The 15,186-nt window shown below is 68.3% G+C and carries 14 protein-coding genes and 2 pseudogenes; 11 read left to right on the top strand and 5 right to left on the bottom strand.

All coding sequences use genetic code 11. The features are described 5' to 3' along the window. The first annotated feature begins 8 nt into the window (after positions 1 to 8). The 5 genes from GNX96_RS12090 to GNX96_RS12075 all read left to right on the top strand — a co-directional run bounded on the left by GNX96_RS12090 (position 9) and on the right by GNX96_RS12075 (position 3,968). A complete protein-coding gene (locus tag GNX96_RS12090; RefSeq protein ID WP_163568152.1) occupies positions 9 to 686 on the top strand; it encodes an AIM24 family protein in 678 nt (225 codons plus the stop codon). A gap of 10 nt (positions 687 to 696) precedes the next feature. Beyond that, positions 697 to 1,155 carry an AIM24 family protein gene (locus GNX96_RS51075; RefSeq protein ID WP_279580093.1) on the top strand — a complete coding sequence of 153 codons (459 nt, stop codon included), beginning with the start codon at positions 697 to 699 and terminating at the stop codon, positions 1,153 to 1,155. Next, entirely contained in the window at positions 1,079 to 1,717 is a 639-nt protein-coding gene (locus GNX96_RS51070) for an AIM24 family protein (protein WP_279580092.1), read from the top strand. Before GNX96_RS51075 ends, GNX96_RS51070 begins: the two co-directional genes overlap by 77 nt. A 168-nt stretch (positions 1,718 to 1,885) precedes the next feature. Further along, positions 1,886 to 2,443, top strand: coding sequence for a hypothetical protein (locus tag GNX96_RS12080; RefSeq protein WP_279580091.1), 558 nt, complete (start codon positions 1,886 to 1,888; stop codon positions 2,441 to 2,443). Between the two features lie 4 nt (positions 2,444 to 2,447). Next, positions 2,448 to 3,968: a class I adenylate-forming enzyme family protein gene (locus GNX96_RS12075; RefSeq protein WP_279580090.1), complete on the top strand. Its 1,521-nt coding sequence runs from the start codon at positions 2,448 to 2,450 to the stop codon at positions 3,966 to 3,968. A gap of 65 nt (positions 3,969 to 4,033) precedes the next feature. Here the strand turns inward: GNX96_RS12075 and GNX96_RS12070 are convergent, their stop codons facing one another. The 4 genes and pseudogenes from GNX96_RS12070 to acs form a co-directional block, all read right to left on the bottom strand. Continuing rightward, positions 4,034 to 4,465 (bottom strand): winged helix-turn-helix domain-containing protein, encoded by a 432-nt coding sequence (locus GNX96_RS12070; RefSeq protein ID WP_279580089.1) that lies wholly within the window; start codon positions 4,463 to 4,465, stop codon positions 4,034 to 4,036. 283 nt (positions 4,466 to 4,748) lie between these two features. After that, positions 4,749 to 5,189, bottom strand: a complete 441-nt coding sequence (locus GNX96_RS12065; RefSeq protein WP_163568150.1) for a hypothetical protein — start codon at positions 5,187 to 5,189, stop codon at positions 4,749 to 4,751. 373 nt (positions 5,190 to 5,562) lie between these two features. Continuing rightward, positions 5,563 to 6,781 (bottom strand): annotated as a pseudogene (locus GNX96_RS63255) (IS701 family transposase); the annotation flags it as partial. A gap of 169 nt (positions 6,782 to 6,950) precedes the next feature. Beyond that, positions 6,951 to 8,921, bottom strand: a complete 1,971-nt coding sequence (acs, locus tag GNX96_RS12055) for an acetate--CoA ligase (protein WP_163568149.1) — start codon at positions 8,919 to 8,921, stop codon at positions 6,951 to 6,953. A gap of 111 nt (positions 8,922 to 9,032) precedes the next feature. Here acs and GNX96_RS51055 point away from each other — a divergent pair, with 111 nt between their 5' ends. After that, positions 9,033 to 9,443: a hypothetical protein gene (locus GNX96_RS51055; RefSeq protein ID WP_279580088.1), complete on the top strand. Its 411-nt coding sequence runs from the start codon at positions 9,033 to 9,035 to the stop codon at positions 9,441 to 9,443. Continuing rightward, complete coding sequence (locus GNX96_RS51050; RefSeq protein ID WP_279580087.1) at positions 9,431 to 9,760, top strand: Fic family protein; 330 nt, start codon at positions 9,431 to 9,433, stop codon at positions 9,758 to 9,760. Before GNX96_RS51055 ends, GNX96_RS51050 begins: the two co-directional genes overlap by 13 nt. Before the next feature lie 288 nt (positions 9,761 to 10,048). Here the strand turns inward: GNX96_RS51050 and GNX96_RS12045 are convergent, their stop codons facing one another. Beyond that, the gene (locus GNX96_RS12045; RefSeq protein WP_163568148.1) at positions 10,049 to 10,825 is read right to left on the bottom strand and encodes an HAD family hydrolase; all 777 of its coding nucleotides are present in this window, start codon (positions 10,823 to 10,825) and stop codon (positions 10,049 to 10,051) included. Positions 10,826 to 11,341: 516 nt separating this feature from the next. On the opposite strand from GNX96_RS12045, the gene ssd reads away from it, so the two are divergent. The 4 genes and pseudogenes from ssd to GNX96_RS12025 all read left to right on the top strand — a co-directional run bounded on the left by ssd (position 11,342) and on the right by GNX96_RS12025 (position 15,163). Next, entirely contained in the window at positions 11,342 to 12,457 is a 1,116-nt protein-coding gene (gene ssd, locus GNX96_RS12040) for a septum site-determining protein Ssd (protein ID WP_279580086.1), read from the top strand. A 411-nt stretch (positions 12,458 to 12,868) separates the two neighbouring features. Further along, positions 12,869 to 14,067: pseudogene (locus GNX96_RS63250) on the top strand (TadA family conjugal transfer-associated ATPase). Next, positions 14,064 to 14,357: a hypothetical protein gene (locus GNX96_RS12030; RefSeq protein WP_163568147.1), complete on the top strand. Its 294-nt coding sequence runs from the start codon at positions 14,064 to 14,066 to the stop codon at positions 14,355 to 14,357. The pseudogene GNX96_RS63250 and the gene GNX96_RS12030 overlap by 4 nt, the downstream one beginning before the upstream one ends. Then, a complete protein-coding gene (locus tag GNX96_RS12025; protein ID WP_163568146.1) occupies positions 14,357 to 15,163 on the top strand; it encodes a type II secretion system F family protein in 807 nt (268 codons plus the stop codon). The genes GNX96_RS12030 and GNX96_RS12025 overlap by 1 nt, the downstream gene beginning before the upstream one ends. The last annotated feature ends 23 nt before the right edge of the window (positions 15,164 to 15,186 follow it).

The raw sequence follows: 15,186 nt of genomic DNA, 5'->3' as shown, positions 1-15,186 counted from the left end.
GGGGAGCCGTGGAAGGAAGCCTGCTACAGAACTACGGTACGACCCCGATCTACGATCGGATGTCGAACCACGGTTCGAAAATCGCCAAGGTGGTCCTGCAACCGGGCCAGGATGTGTTCTGTCGTACCGGATCGATGATCGCGTACGAAGGCCTGATGGACTTCAACCCGAACCCGCCGCAAATGGGCCAGTGGCTGAAGTCGTGGGCCACCGGTGAGGGCGTCCCGCTGATGATCGCCACCGGTCAGGGGCTGCTCTATCTTGCCGACTACGGCAAGGAAGTCATTATCGTGCAGCTGGCCGGCGAGGGAATTTCGGTCAACGGCAAGAACATTCTCGCCTTCGACATGAGCCTGCAGTGGGGCATCGAACGGGTCAAGGGCGTCAGCATGTTGTCCGGCATGGGAATGTTCAACGTGGTGATCCGCGGCACCGGCTGGGTGGCGCTGACCAGCAAGGGCCCGCCGGCGATGCTGGACACCCGGGAGGCGCAGACGCTGGTCGACACCGACGCGTTGGTCGCTTACACCGATGGCCTCCAGGTGGTGCCCAAACGCACCATGAAGCTGGGCAGCCTGATCGGGCGCGGCTCCGGCGAGGCATTCCAGCTGGGCTTCTCGGGCGCTGGATTCGTGGTCGTACAACCGAGTGAGGACGCCCGGCCGGCGTTCTCACTCCGAGGCTGAGGGGGAAGAGATGACGTATCCACCGCAGGGATATCCGCCGCAGGGTGGCATGCCGGGCCTGCCGCCGCCTCCGATGCCGATGCCGGGCGCGCCGATGCCGGGAATGCCAGGCATGCCGCCGATGGGTGGTGGAATGCCTGGGCCGCTCGGATTCGGCGGCCAGGGTTCGAACACCCTGCTGGGCAACCAGCCGAACCCGTCAACCGACGCTTTCGTTCTGCAGAACGGGAAAATGCTGAAGGTGACGCTCGGCCAGCAGTCCGGGATGACCGAGTGCTATTCCCGGGCCGGCGGCATGGTGGCGTACCAGGGCGGCATCAGCTTCGACGGCAACCACTCCCACCTGGGGCCACTACTTTTCCGGGCTGTTGTCCGGAGAAACGCTCGGCCTGATGAAATGCCATGGTTCTGGCACGGTTTACCTCGCGAACCAGGCCCAGGACGTGCACATCCTCAACCTGACCGGTGATGGTTTCACGGTGGACGGCAAAAACGTCCTCGCGTTCGCCCCGGAGCTGGACTGGGACATCGTACGAATCGACACCGGCGGCCCGCAGATCGCCGGCGCCGGCGGCTTCAACATCGAGATGACGGGCACCGGCCAGGTCGCGGTCACCACCACGGGTGCGCCGCTGGTGATGAAGGTGACTTCGCAGAACTACTACTTCGCCGACGCGGACGCGGTGATCGGCTGGTCCTCCAGCCTGCAGGTCTCGATGCAGGCGGCGGTCACCACATCCTCGGTGTGGAAGCCGCGGGGCAACACCGGTGAGTCGTGGCAGATGCAGTTCGCCGGCGAGGGGTACGTGGTGGTGCAGCCCTGCGAGCTGCTCCCGCCGTACACAACGCGCTGGCGGCCGGCGGCCTGGGCGAGCGGTTCGGCCTCGGTGCGGGCCAGACCCCGGGCGGCCCGGCCAGCAACTTCTTCGGCGGCCAGGGCAGTGCCGGCGGCGGATTTGGCGGCGGCCAGGGTCCGGGCGGCCTGCTGGGCGGCCTTGGCGGCTTGTTGGGCGGCCGATAAGGGTCTTTAGTCCCTAGAAATTCTCTCGGCACCGGGTTGTCCTCAAGGAGGGCCCGGTGTCGTTTTCGGTCCGGCCAAAGGTGGCCGTACCGGATCTTCCAGCCACGATATCCGGACTACTGTTGACACGTCCGAATAGCGGAGGTGTCAAGTCCATGCAGCTGGGGGGAAGCCGGTCGTGGCGGATCGCCATCGACGAGTGGAACGAGTCCCTCCTGCTGCCACTGTGGATCCGGGCCGCGGAGCGGATCAACGTGCCACCTGGCGGCATCGTGCCCGGCCCGCTGGACTTCGACTTGCTGCCGGCCGCATCCGTCCACACCGGTCGACGTTGGTCGAGGGCTGGCACACCTGGTGGCATGCGGTGGCCGGAGCCGCGGACAGTGCTCCGCTGGAGTCGTACGGGCCGCCGGATTTTGCCGGCCTCGCTGGATCACCGGCGCTCGCCGCGATCACTCGGGCTCGCTGGGAGGAGGCGCACCGGTGGCACCGTCGTCGCAAGCGCCACGGCATCGCGGAGCTGCGTCCGTCCGAGACGAACCTGGAAGTGGTCGCCTCGGTGGAGCGCGAGATCGGCCACCCGGCCGCGCCCTTCGAGGTGGAGTTCGTCATCCTGCCGGTGCTGGACGACGAGATCAGGCGGGTCCGGGACCTGCGTTTTCTGGTCCCGGAAAGGGTGTATACGAGCGCGCGCTGGCCCCAGTGGTTGCACGGGCTGGTGCGAAGCGTGGCATGAGAGCGTGACTGGAGAGGGAGTGCACGACCCGATGGACAATGTCTTTCCGCAGGCGCTGCTCGATGCTTTCGAGCAGCAGCCGGAAAGTCCGGCCTTCGAGGTGGGTGCGAGAAAGGTCACCCGAGCGCAGACGCTCGAGCTGATCGGGCGATTCGCCGCCGGACTGCGAGCGGCCGGCGCGAAACCCGGGTCCGGGATCGCGGTGGCGACCGGGGTGACCCCGGAGGGTTTCGCGGTGTCGATGGCCGCCAACGTGCTGGGCTGCCGGCTGGTGGGCGTACGAGCCGGTCTCACGCCCGCCCACCAGCGGCACATTCTCGGCCAGGACATTGACATCCTGGTGGTCGACGACGACTCGGCGACTCCCCAGCTTCGCGCTGCGGCCCGTTCGGTGAAGGTTGTCCGCATCGGCCCGGACCTGTTGTCCGGGTACGAAAAACCGGTGGCCACCGGGCGGCCGGAAGATGTCGCGCAGGTGCTCTTCACCAGCGGCAGCACCGGTGACCCCAAGGGTGTCGTGTTCACGTACGCGGCAATGACCCAGCACTGGTCCTGGCAGCCGGCCAACTGGACCCCGCTGACCCGTCAGATTTCCACCGATTACCAGCGATTCCTGCTCTTCGGCTCGCTCACCAGCGGAGTCATGATGGAGCACCTGGCGCTCTGTCTGTTCTCCGGCGGCACCGCGGTGATTCCCGAAGGCATCCCCAACTTTCCTTGGGTGATTGAGAAACTGCGGGCCACCGCGTGCTTGTTGACGGTGCCGCGGTTGCACAAAGTGCTGGATGTGCTGGCGCACCAGCGGGTCGACATCTCCACCCTGCGGTCGGTGAAGGTGGCCGGCTCGCCGCTGTCCGCGCACCGGCTGGCGGAGGGTTTCCAGCGGTTCGGGCCGGCGCTGCGGCAGGCGTACGGGCAGACCGAGATCGGGGTGCTCACCTGGCTGTTCGCTGGCGATGTGGCGCGCTGGCCGGAGACGATCGGCTCGGTTGGTCGGCCGTGCGCCGAGATCGATCTGGAAATTCGTGACGACGAAGGAAAAGTTGTGCCGACCGGGACGGTGGGCGAGATCTACGTCCGAGCACCGTACGCGCTCGCTGGCTATTGGTGTGATCTGGCCGAAACCGAGGCGGTGCTGGTCGACGGCTGGGTGCGTACGCGCGATCTCGGGCATCAGGACGCGCGAGGTTTCCTTTATCTGACCGGACGTTCCCGCGATGTCATCATCGTGAACGCGATCATCCATTACGCCGGCCCGATCGAGAAGGTGCTGGCGTCAGATCCGGACGTGGATCAGGCGTACGTGATTGGCGCCCCGGACGAGAACACCGGCGAGGCCGCCCATGGGTTCCTGGTCGCGGCCGGCGATCGCGAGCCGGACCTCGACGCTCTGCGGGCGTTGGTCGCCAGGGAGCTCGGCGAGGCCGCGGTGCCGGCCACCCTCACTCTGGTCGCCCATGTGCCCCTCGGTCCCACCGGCAAGCCCGACAAAACCCGCCTGTTGTCCGCCATCCGACATCTCTAGGACCATCGCGAGGGTGACGTTGTGGGGCGGCAAAAGCCGCAACAACGTCACCCTTGCGAAGGTCGTCAGGGGGTGAGGGCGACGAGGTCCGAAGGGTCGAGGCGGTAGCCGATGCCCCGGACGGTGGAGATCAGGTCGAACTCGGTGCCGAGTTTCTTGCGGATCCGCCGGACGTGGATGTCGATCGTACGCTCGGAAGGCATGTTGTCCGGGAACTTCCACACCTGCGCGAGCAGGCTGGAGCGGCGGTGCACGCGGTGCGGCCGCTCGCACAGGAACAGCAGCAGGTCAAACTCCAGCCGGGTGAAGGCGATCGTCCGCCGCCGATAGACCACCTGCCGCGCGCCGACGGATATCCGCAGGTCAGGCCCCGTTGGTACGACGGCGGGCGCGGGGAAGTCGACGACCGTGGCGGGCGGATCGACGGCGGCCCGGAGAGCGTCGACGACGTTCGCCGCGAGCTCCGGAGCCTGCGCCGGGTCGCCGTTGATGTGCACGATCAGGGTCAGTTGGCGGGGCCGCGACGGTCGCCGAGTCGGATGACCGCCGGCAGCAGCCGGTCGGTGGACACGACGTACGGGTCGGCGGCCAGCAGCGAGGGGTGTGGCATGAGGTCCTCAAAGGGGAGTTTGCGGGAAACGGTTAGGAAAGAACCGATCCCACACACGCCTGAGCGCCGACACGGACGAAGTCCACGTGCCGGCGCCGGGTGAGGACAGGGCGAATCACGGGTCAATCAGACCAAGGCAGGCCTGGCCTGTCAATGAGCGGGGTCGCTCGTCAGCGGCCGCGGATCAGCGTGATGATGCCCCGAATGATCGAGATGACCCCGAAAACGGGCAGGCCATAAGCCACGAAATAGGTGCCGCCGCCGCTGGCGTCGGCAATGGCGAACGTCACGATCGAGATCACGATGCCAGCCACGATGAGCGCGACGCCGATGCCGATCTGGATCAGGCCACTGCGGTTGCCGGGCCGCCGAGCCGGCTGGTATGGCGAAGGGCCGCCGAAGGGCATTTGGCCGGGCTGCGGATATCCCGGGGCGGGCGGCTGATACGGCTGGCCGGGCTGCGGGTACGCCTGCGCGGGCGGCGCTGCATAGCCCTGCGGCGGGCCCTGCGGGGCCCCATAACCCTGCGGCGGGGCGAACCCCTGCTGCGGCGGCGCCGGCGGGACCGGCGGCGTGTTCGGCTTCTGCATGTCGTACCCAGGCTGACTCATGACACTCCCCGCTAAAAGGAGACCCGACGGGCCCAAACCCCGGTAATTGCAGCGGATTCCGCCGGCGTTCGGTATCGCCCGTTTGGCTAGTGTCCTGCGCCCGAAGTTCGCTACTTTCTCCGGCGCCCAGACGGCGACTGAGAGCACCGGAGAATCGCCCACATACGCACCAGTGTGAGGACGATCCTCCGGCGCGCTCAGATCACCGTCTGGACCACCGAATAAAGCAACGAACCTCAGACGCAGGACACTAGTAGTACTTTGTTAGGTTCGTAGAATTTGGTGGCAGGTATGGCATGCGCCGGCCCAGGTGGCGAGGATGTGCTGGATTTCTCGTATTATTTGGTAAAGGGTTGGGGTGGGGCGGCGCTGGTGCTTTTGGGTTGGTGAGCCTGGTTTTGGTGATGAACAGGTGTGCCGCGCTGGTGAGGGTGACGTGGTGGTGCCAGCCGAGCCAGGATCGTCCTTCGAAGTGGTCGAGGCCGAGTCCGGTTTTGAGTTCTCTGTAGTCGTGTTCGATGCGCCAGCGGATTTTTGCGAGTTGCACGAGGGTTTTCGGTCGGGTGCTGGGGTGGAGGTTGGATAGCCAGTATTTTGTGGGTTCTTCTTCTTTTGGGGGCCATTCGGCGATCATCCAGGTGATCGGTAGTGTGCCGTCCGATTGACGGGGGATGTGGCGGTTGGCGGGTCGGACTTGGATGATGACGTACCGGGAACGAAGTGGACCGATGGTGCCTTTGCGCCAGGTGATCGTCTGCGCGGCCTGGGTTGAGGCACGTATCGCGTGTTGCTTGAGGCTGAGGGGTTTGGTGCGGTAGCGGGCTGTCGGCGGGCGACCGGACCCGGAATAGGGCGGCATATCGGGTTCGGTGTCCACGGCGTGCGCGCCGGTGTCACCTTTGACGCCGACGACATAAGACAATCCACGGTCGGTCAGTGCCGTGCGAAAATCGCCGCAGTCACCGTAGCCGGGGTCCGCGCATATCACGCCGGGGCGCAGGCCCCATTTCGTTGTTTCGTCGATCATTTCCAGTGCCATCCGCCATTTTTCCCGGTGTCGTTCGGTTGCCGGGATTTTCGCCGCGGCTCGTCGCGCCGCGACCGTCTCGGCATCACCGTCGTCGGCGAGTGAGTCGTCCCCCAGCGCTCAGGCACGAACAAGCGCCAGTTCACGGGTACCGACGCCACGTCGGTGGCCAGGTGAAGGCTGGGCGCGACCTGGCAGTTCCCGACCTTGCCCAGGCTGCCGCTGTACTGCCGCGCCACACACGGGGAATGCTTGCCGTCCTTAGGAAACCCGGTGTCGTCCACGACCCACGCCACCGGGTCGACGACAACTCCTGGGCGAGCCGCGCGATTCGCGCGCGAACCGGCTCCACCGGCCAGGTCGAGGACGACACGAACTGCTGAATCTGCTGGTAGTCCACGCCGACCCGCTCCGCCATCGGCCACATCGACTTACGCCGACCATCGGTCAACACGCCACGCAGATACGCGCCCGCTTTCACCCGCTGATCCGAACGCGGCAACGCGCCAAAAACATCCAGCACGTACCGCTCAAGATCCTGACGAATCCCGCGCTTCAGGTTCATGCCACACATTGTCCCGAATAACAACAAAAACTCCGACTCGACACGCCGAAACAACCTAACAAAGTACTACTAGGATCTCGCCGCTCGGGACGCGGCCGGAGACACTGGCCCGGGCCTGAATGCCAGCGGGGCACCTCACTGACGAATGAGGTGCCCCGCTGGCGGCGGGTCAGTCCTCCTTGCCGGCGCCGGTGTCGACGCCGTCGCGAATGAGGTTCATCACGGTCGGGTCGGCGAGCGTGGTGACATCGCCCATCTGCCGGTTTTCCGCGACATCGCGCAGAAGCCGGCGCATGATCTTGCCAGAGCGGGTCTTGGGCAGTTCTGGTACGACCAGAATCTGCCGCGGTTTCGCGATCGGACCGATTTCCTTGGCCACGTGATTTCGCAGCTCCGCGACCAGTTCGTCGCTGCCCTCGCCGGCATTTCCACGCAGGATCACGAAAGCCACGATCGCCTGCCCGGTGGTCGGGTCGGTCGCGCCGACCACCGCTGCCTCGGCCACCTTCGGGTGCGAGACCAGCGCCGACTCCACCTCGGTGGTGGAGATCCGGTGGCCGGAAATGTTCATCACGTCATCGACTCGGCCGAGCAGCCAGAGGTCGCCGTCCTCGTCCTTTTTCGCGCCATCGCCGGCGAAGTAGTAGCCCTGGTCGTGGAAACGGGACCAGTACGTGTCCTTGAACCGCTCGTCGTCGCCCCAGATCGTCCGGAGCATGGCCGGCGGCCACGGCTCGGTTAGTACGAGATAGCCACCGCCGCCGTTGCCCACTGGTTTTCCGGTGTCGTCAACGACATCCGCGGAAATGCCCGGCAGCGCGCGCTGCGCCGAACCCGGTTTCGTCGAGGTCACGCCGGGCAGCGGACTGATCATGATCGCGCCGGTTTCGGTCTGCCACCAGGTGTCCACGATCGGCGCGTTGCCGTGTCCGACGTTGTCCCGATACCAGATCCAGGCCTCCGGGTTGATCGGCTCGCCGACACTTCCGAGCACCCGCAACGTGGACAGGTCGTACTTGGCCGGGATGTCCTGGCCCCACTTCATAAACGTACGAATCGTGGTCGGCGCGGTGTAGAGAATGGTCACGCCGTACTTCTGGATGATCTCCCAGAACCGGCCCTGATGCGGGGTGTCCGGGGTGCCTTCGTAAATAACTTCGGTGGCCCCGTTGGAAAGTGGGCCGTAGACGATGTAACTGTGCCCGGTCACCCAGCCGACGTCGGCCGCACACCAGTAAATGTCTGTTTCCGGTTTGTGGTCGAAAACCGCGTGGTGCGTGTACGACGCCTGGGTCAGGTAACCGCCGGACGTGTGCAGGATTCCCTTGGGCTTCGCGGTCGTACCAGAGGTGTAGAGAATGAAAAGCGGGTGCTCGGCGTCGAACATCTCCGGCTGGTGCGTTTCCGGCTGGTGGTCGACAACGTCGTGCCACCAGTGGTCGCGGCCTTCGGTCCAGTCGACTTCCTGGTTCGTACGCCTGACCACCAGGACGGTCTCGATGCTGGTGTCGGTGATGGCCTCGTCGACGTTGGCCTTGAGGCCGCTGGGCTTGCCGCGCCGATAGCCACCGTCGGCGGTGATGACCACCTTGGCGGCGGCGTCGTTGATCCGGTTACGCAGGCTGTCCGCGGAGAAACCGCCGAAAACCACCGAATGCGGGGCACCGATCCGAGCGCAGGCCAGGAAGGCGATCACCGCCTCCGGGATCATCGGCAGGTAGATCATCACCCGGTCACCGTGCACACCCAGCTCGGTCAGCGCGTTGGCGGTCTTGCTGACCTCTTTGAGCAGCTCCGCGTACGTGATCTCGCGGGTGTCGCCGGGCTCGCCTTCCCAGAGCAGCGCGATCTTGTCGCCGCGGCCGGCCGCCACGTGCCGGTCCAGGCAGTTCACCGAGACGTTCAGCTTGCCGCCGACGAACCACTTCGCGAAGGGCGGGTTCCACTCCAGCGTCTGATCCCACTCCTGGCCCCACTCCAGGCGGCGCGCCTGCTCCTCCCAGAACGCCAGCCGATCCGCGCTGGCCTGCTCGTACGCCTCCGCCTTGACGTTGGCGCCGGCGGCCAGAGCGGCCGGCGGCTCAAACCGTCGCGTTTCGTGCAGCAGGTTCGAGAGGGCTGGATTTTCGGGCGAACTCATGTATCTCCTCCGGCGTTCGCATGCGGGTTTCTCTCCAAAAACCTAGTCACCTGGCTGGTCTGACGCCATCAGGCCAGGTGGCTCGGTCCATAAGTGGCAGACTCACCGGTCGTGACCGATGTGCTGATGCCACTTATGGACCTGACCGGAGTGGCCGAGGCGGCCGAGCAGGCGCGCGAGGAGATCGACCGGCTGCTGGCGCACAACCGGTTGCGGCGCAACTCCGCACCGGTCAGCGCCGAGGCCGCCCTTCGTGGGGCGCACGCGTCGGCGGCGCTGGAGGGTGCCGCGTACGACCTGGAGGCCGTCCGGGCGGGGGCCGTCACGAACACGGTCGTCCAGGGCGCATTGCGGGTCAGCGGGGCGCTGGGGGGTCCCTGGTGGATACGTGGGCGGTGGCGCCTCGCCAGGTGCTCGCCCGCCTGCACCTGCTGGCCGCTCGGGACACCGTCGAGGAGTCCCGGCTTGGTCGTCCGGATTTCGAAGAACCGGCCAGGCTGGATGCTCTTATGGACCTGCTGACTGGGCCGACCGAGGTGCCGGCGGTGATTGTGTCCGCGGTCGTCCAAGGCGAGTTGCTGGCCATGAAGCCGTTCCCAGGGCCGAACGGGCTGGTCGCGAGGGCCGCTGGCCGGCTCGTACTCGTGCAGCGCGGGCTGGATCCGAAGGCGGTGTCCGTACCCGATGCCGGGCATTTCGCCCGTGAGCCCGAGTATCGAGGGGCGGCCGCGACCTACGCGACCGGGACGGCCGATGGCGTACGAGCGTGGCTTCGGCACTGTTGCGCGGCCATCGCCGCCGGGGCCGCTGAGGGCCGCGCTATCTGTGACCTGGTCTAGTGCTGTGCGAGTTGGTGCGGACATAAAGACGGCGCCCCGTCTGGGGCGCCGCCGCGCACGAACAATCGAGTTATCAGGCGTGCACCTTCTTTTCGATAGCGGGGCTAGAAAGTCCCGCCACCAAGTAGCCGTTTCGCGGCCGGTCGCGCGTGGGTGCCCGGTGTTCGTGCCCGGAGCCCTTGCAAGGAGGGGAACCAGCCCGCTCGCTCAAGAAGTCCGTGGTGTTTTTGTACGCCTTCTACGGTGTGCTACGGAACCCCTACCAGCGGGTTATCTTTCCAAACCGATTCAGTTGTCGGGGTCGTCGTGGCGGCCGAACCAGAGCCAGCCGAGCAGCACGCCGACCGCCACCGCGGCGCTGCCGAGGGCGATTTGTCGGCTGGTCGGACCGCTCTTTTTGGGCTTCCGAAAATCCCGTACCGGCCAGCCGCGGTGGGCGGCCACCGCGCGCAACTCCTTGTCCGGGTTGACCGCGGTCGGATGGCCGACCGCCGCCAGCATCGGTACGTCGGTGATCGAGTCGCTGTACGCGTAGCAGTCCTCGAGGCGATAGCCGGCAGCTTCGGCGATCCGTACCATCGCCTCGACCTTGCCCTCGCCGGCCGGATAGGTGAGCACTTCGCCGGTGTAGCGGCCGTCCGCGATCGCCAGCTCGGTGGCCACCACGTGCTCGACTCCTAGCATGGCGGCAATGGGCCGGACCACCTCGGCCCCCGCCGAAGAGACGATCACCACGTCCCGCCCGGCGGCCCGGTGCTCCTCGATGAGTGCGGCGGCTTCCGCGTACACGATTGGAGCGATGCGATCCTGTAACGATCCGGCAATGATGGCGCTCACCTGGTCGACCGACCAACCCTCGCAAAGCGCCGCGAGCCGGTTCTTGACCTCTTCCATCTGGTTGCTGGTGGTCCCTCGCAACACGTACCGGAACTGGGCAAACGCGCCTTGGGCGACCATCCGGCGGGTGATCAGGCCACCCTTGTAGAACGCGCGGCCAAAGGCCAGCACGCTCGACTTCGCGATCACCGTCTTGTCGAGATCGAAGAACGCGGCGGTGCGCCCCATGCGAAGATCGTAAACGTCGGGGTCCAGTGTTGTTACTTCAGCCACCAGGACACAGTTCGGTTTTATGCCACCACAGACCGTGATGCGGTATTAGTATCCGCGCTGGGGCATTGGTCTGGCATTAGCCAGCCCTGGCCCCGTTGATCCCTCGGCGATGCTTCCCCCAGCAATCGCCGAGTGGGTCCGGCTCGGCCCCCCCCGGAGTCGGACCCCCAGACGACCCCCGTCACCCCCCGGCGGGGGTCGTCGCCTTTCTCCCCACTCTCTGTCACTTCCCTACCCCCTTTTCTTGACCGCATCGACGCGATGCGCGCGTTTGGCGCGCGCATCGCGTCGATGCGGTCAAGGGGGCGGGCACGGTGAGTGACGGGGGTCGTAGCACAGATTTTGGCTGGGGAGGGGTTATCCCCAGTCGGGTTGGTCGTCCACAGATTCGGGTCGGGCGACGTTCGATGGGTGCGGATCCGGCGAGGCTGGGCGCAGTGCCACCCGACCCCGTCTGTGCTGGAGAGTGCCGTGCCTCGCCGAACCGCCGATCCCTGGCTGACCGAGCTGACCCACCGCCCGCTGCTGGTTTTCGAGAGCTCCGCGCTGCTCGACGACATGCTCCGGCTGGCCGCGGCCGCGTGCACCGAGACCGATGTCGTGCGGGATGCGCCCGCCGCGCTGCCGCACTGGAAGTCGGCGCCGCTGGTGGTGTTGGACGCCACCGCAGCCGAACTGTGTGCGGAGGCCAGGTTCCCGCGCCGCGAACAGGTCGTGGTGGTCACCGATCGTACGGACGACAGCCGCGCCTGGGACGCAGCCGCTCGGCTTGGCGCCGACCACGTGATGCCGCTGCCGGCCTCGCAGAGCTGGCTGGTGGACCGGATGGCGGCCATTTCCGCCGGCCCCTCCGCGGACGGCCGGGTGGTCTCGGTGGTCGGTGGCCGCGGTGGCGCCGGCGCGACAGTGCTGGCCGCTGGTCTCGCCGTCACCGCCCTCCGAGCCGGGCTGCGGCCGCTGCTGGTCGACGCGGACCCGCTTGGCGGCGGCATCGACCTGGCGCTGGGCGGTGAGGAAACCGCGGGTCTGCGCTGGCCGGACCTGACCGGCCAGCCACCCGGCGGGCGGCTCAACGCACCCAGCCTGCTCAAGGCGCTGCCGCGGGTCGGCGAGCTCTGTGTGCTCTCGTGGGACCGCAGCGATGTGCTGGAGGTCGACCCCGCCGCCGTACGAGCCGTCCTGGAGGCCGGCCGCCGTGGCCGGGACCTGGTGGTGGTCGACCTGCCGCGGCGGCCAGACGAGGCGACCACGGCCGCGGTGCAGGCCAGCGACACAGTGTTGCTGGTGGTGCCGGCCGAGGTGCGTGGCTGCGCGGCCGCCGCCGCCCGGATGGCGAAAGTCGTCCAGCCGCACTGTTCCGACCTTCGGGTGGTGGTCCGCGGCCCCGCGCCGGCCGGCCTGCGCTCGCGCGATCTTGGCCGGGCACTCGGACTTCCACTGGCTGGCGTGTTGCGTCCCGAGCCGGGCCTGGCCGCCGCGCTGGAACGCGGCGAGCCGCCAGCCGGCCGCGGTGCCGGTCCACTCGCCGAGGTCTGCCGCTCCCTCCTGTCGACGCTGGACATGCTCCCGATGGAGGTGGCGGCATGACCGCGCCGCTGGATCCGGTTTCGGCTCGGCTGCTCGCCTCCCTCCGCCCGGTTCCATGGCCCGCACCTGACCGCCGTGCCCACCGGCCAGTCCGCGCCGTCCGCCGCCGTCCGTCCGCCGGCCCCGGCGGCCGCTGCCCGTGCTGCCCCGATGCTGGCATCCGTGCAGCCGCTCGGTGACGTGCCGCGGGGTGTCCGGCCGGTTGCTGTCGTGCGTCCTGAGCTGGGATCGGCTCTGGGCGGGCCGCGGGCGGAGGCGGTGCCGCGTTCGGGCTCAGAGCCGCTGGCCGCGGTGCCGCGGCCAGCGGTGGTGTCGGCAGCCGACCGGCCCTGGTCTGCTGCCACTGGTCCGCTTGCCGCCGTTCCCGGGCGGGTCGCCGAGCTGGCGGCGGTGTGGGGACGACGCGAGTCGATGGCCGAAGTGGGGCCGACGCTGGTGGGCCGGGTGCGCCGCCGGTTGGTGGCGGACCGGCGCGATCCGAGCGCCGGCAACGTGGCCGCTGCGGTGCGGGCGGGAGGAGGGCGTGGCGCTCACCGACCGTGGGGTCCTGGAACTGGCCGGCCGGCTCCGCTCACACATCGCCGGCGCGGGTCCGCTGCAGGATCTGCTGGCCGACCCGGAAGTCACCGACGTGCTGGTCAACGGTGCCGCGCAGGTGTGGGTCGACCGCGGTCAGGGCCTGGTGCTGGCCGAAGGCATCGGCGGCGACGACCTCGCCAGTGAGGACGGGTTGCGGCGGTTCGCGCAGCGGCTGGCTTCCAGTTGCGGGCGCCGGCTGGACGACGCGAACCCGTGCGTCGACGGTCGCCTGCCTGATGGCACCCGACTGCACGCGGTGCTGCCGCCGATCTCCGGTCAGGGAGTCTGCCTGTCCCTGCGGACCTTCCGACCGACCGCGTTCACCCTGGAAGACCTGCGCGAGCGCGGCGCGCTGACCGAGGTGTCGGTCGGCCTGCTGCGCGCTGTCGTACGAGCGCGACTCGCCTTCCTGATCACCGGCGGCACCGGCTCAGGCAGGCAAACCACCCTGCTCAATTCGTTTGCTCGGCGAGGTCGCCGCCGCCGAGCGGATCCTGGTGGTCGAAGACGCCGCTGAGCTGCGCCCGGTGCATCCGCACGTGGTCTCCTTGCAGGGCCGCCCGCCGAACGCCGAAGGGGTCGGCGAGATCACCCTGCGGGACCTGGTCCGGCAGGCGCTGCGGATGCGCCCGGACCGCATCGTGGTCGGCGAATGCCGCGGCCCGGAGGTCGTCGACTTGCTGACCGCGCTCAACACCGGCCACGACGGCGGCGCCGGCACGCTGCACGCCAACGCCGCCCACGATGCGCCGGCCCGGCTGGAGGCGCTGGCCGCCCTCGGCGGCCTCGGCCGCGATGCGATGCATGCCCAGTTGCTCCCGGCGGTGCGATGCCTGGTCCACCTGGTCCGCCGTGGTGGACTGCGAGTGGTCGACGCGGTGTGCGTGCTGGAGCAGAACTCGGCCACCGGTCGCGCCGAGGTGATCCCGGCGTGGCGCCATGACTCAGGTCCGGCCGCCGGCTGGTCGCTGCTTCGGCACCTGCTCGCCGACCGTCTCGGCCCCGACGCGTGTCCGGTGGTGCGGCCATGAACGTCCGTCCGGTAGTGGCCAGGAGGGCCGCTGGTGAGGCGTTGGCCGCTCGGTGCCTTTGCCGACTGTCATCGCCGCGTACGCCGCTGGGCCTGGCTCGGGTGGCGTCCGGCCGCTGCCCGCTGGTCGGCCGGCCAACTGTCGCCGATCTGCCCATGGTGGTGTGGTCCGGCAGCTCAGCCGCCGGAAAACTTCGGCGCTGCCGCTGGCTCGGCCAGGGGCCGGAGGTCCGTCTCATGTCGGCCTTCTGCGGGGAGCATCACGCCTGTTGTGGTTCGGGGGTGTGGTGATGACCGCCATCTGCGTCGCCGCGCTGCTGGCGGCGGCCTTGGTGCTGATGTGGCCGAACCGCTCGGCGGCCCGCCGGCTGGAGTTTGTCTCCGGGCGTGCTCGACCGTTCGCGGGACCGAGGTTGTCGCTGCCGGCGATCTCGGCCCGATGGGTCGACGCGCCAAGGCGGACGACCCTGGTGATGGCCGCTCTCGGTGCGATGATCGCGCTGCTCTGGCAAGGGCCGGTGGCGGCCCTGTGCGGTGGTGTCTATGCCGCGCTGGCGGCCAAGGCCGGCCTGGACCGGACGATCCGCCGGGCGACCGAAGCCGAGCGGAACAGGCTGGAATCCGCGTTGGCTGGCCTCGCCGCCGACCTCCGAGCGGGATCGAGCCCGTCCGAGGCGGTCGTCCAAGCCGGGCTTCTGAACCCGGCGATCGCCGCCTCCCCGGCTGCCCTTCGAACCGCCGCGCGGTCGTCCGGTGACGAACCGGCGGCCAGGCTCGCCGCCGCGTGGCAGGTCGCCGAGTCCACCGGCGCGGCCCTCGCGACTGTCCTGGATCGGCTGGAGACCGACTTGGGCGCGACCCGCCGCCGCCGGGCCCGTACGGCCGCTGAGGCAGCCGGAGCGGCCACCACCTCCCGGTTGCTCGCCCTGTTGCCGGCGGTCGGGGTCGCGATGGGCTACGGCCTGTCCGCGGACCCGCTGGACGTGCTCCTGCACACGCCGGTGGGTGCCGGCTGCTGCGTGGCCGCCGTGCTGCTGCAGTACGCCGGCCTGAGGTGGAGCCGCCGCATCATCGAAGCCACCGGGCGGATGTCATGAACTTCGTCGCGGCAGCGGCCCTG

This window comes from Fodinicola feengrottensis (genome assembly GCF_010993775.1).
Lineage (GTDB): Bacteria > Actinomycetota > Actinomycetes > Mycobacteriales > HKI-0501 > Fodinicola > Fodinicola feengrottensis.
This window is presented reverse-complemented; position numbering and strand designations above follow the sequence as displayed.

What these genes read in the sequence shown, in the direction of transcription:
- GNX96_RS51075 (WP_279580093.1), top strand. Translation starts at nt 697, where the DNA reads ATGACGTATCCACCGCAGGGATATCCGCCGCAGGGTGGCATGCCGGGC.
- acs (WP_163568149.1), bottom strand. Translation starts at nt 8,921, where the DNA reads ATGAGTTCGCCCGAAAATCCAGCCCTCTCGAACCTGCTGCACGAAACG.
- GNX96_RS12025 (WP_163568146.1), top strand. Translation starts at nt 14,357, where the DNA reads ATGACCGCCATCTGCGTCGCCGCGCTGCTGGCGGCGGCCTTGGTGCTG.
- GNX96_RS51050 (WP_279580087.1), top strand. Translation starts at nt 9,431, where the DNA reads ATGGACCTGCTGACTGGGCCGACCGAGGTGCCGGCGGTGATTGTGTCC.
- GNX96_RS51070 (WP_279580092.1), top strand. Translation starts at nt 1,079, where the DNA reads ATGAAATGCCATGGTTCTGGCACGGTTTACCTCGCGAACCAGGCCCAG.
- GNX96_RS12030 (WP_163568147.1), top strand. Translation starts at nt 14,064, where the DNA reads ATGAACGTCCGTCCGGTAGTGGCCAGGAGGGCCGCTGGTGAGGCGTTG.
- GNX96_RS12045 (WP_163568148.1), bottom strand. Translation starts at nt 10,825, where the DNA reads ATGGGGCGCACCGCCGCGTTCTTCGATCTCGACAAGACGGTGATCGCG.
- GNX96_RS12065 (WP_163568150.1), bottom strand. Translation starts at nt 5,189, where the DNA reads ATGAGTCAGCCTGGGTACGACATGCAGAAGCCGAACACGCCGCCGGTC.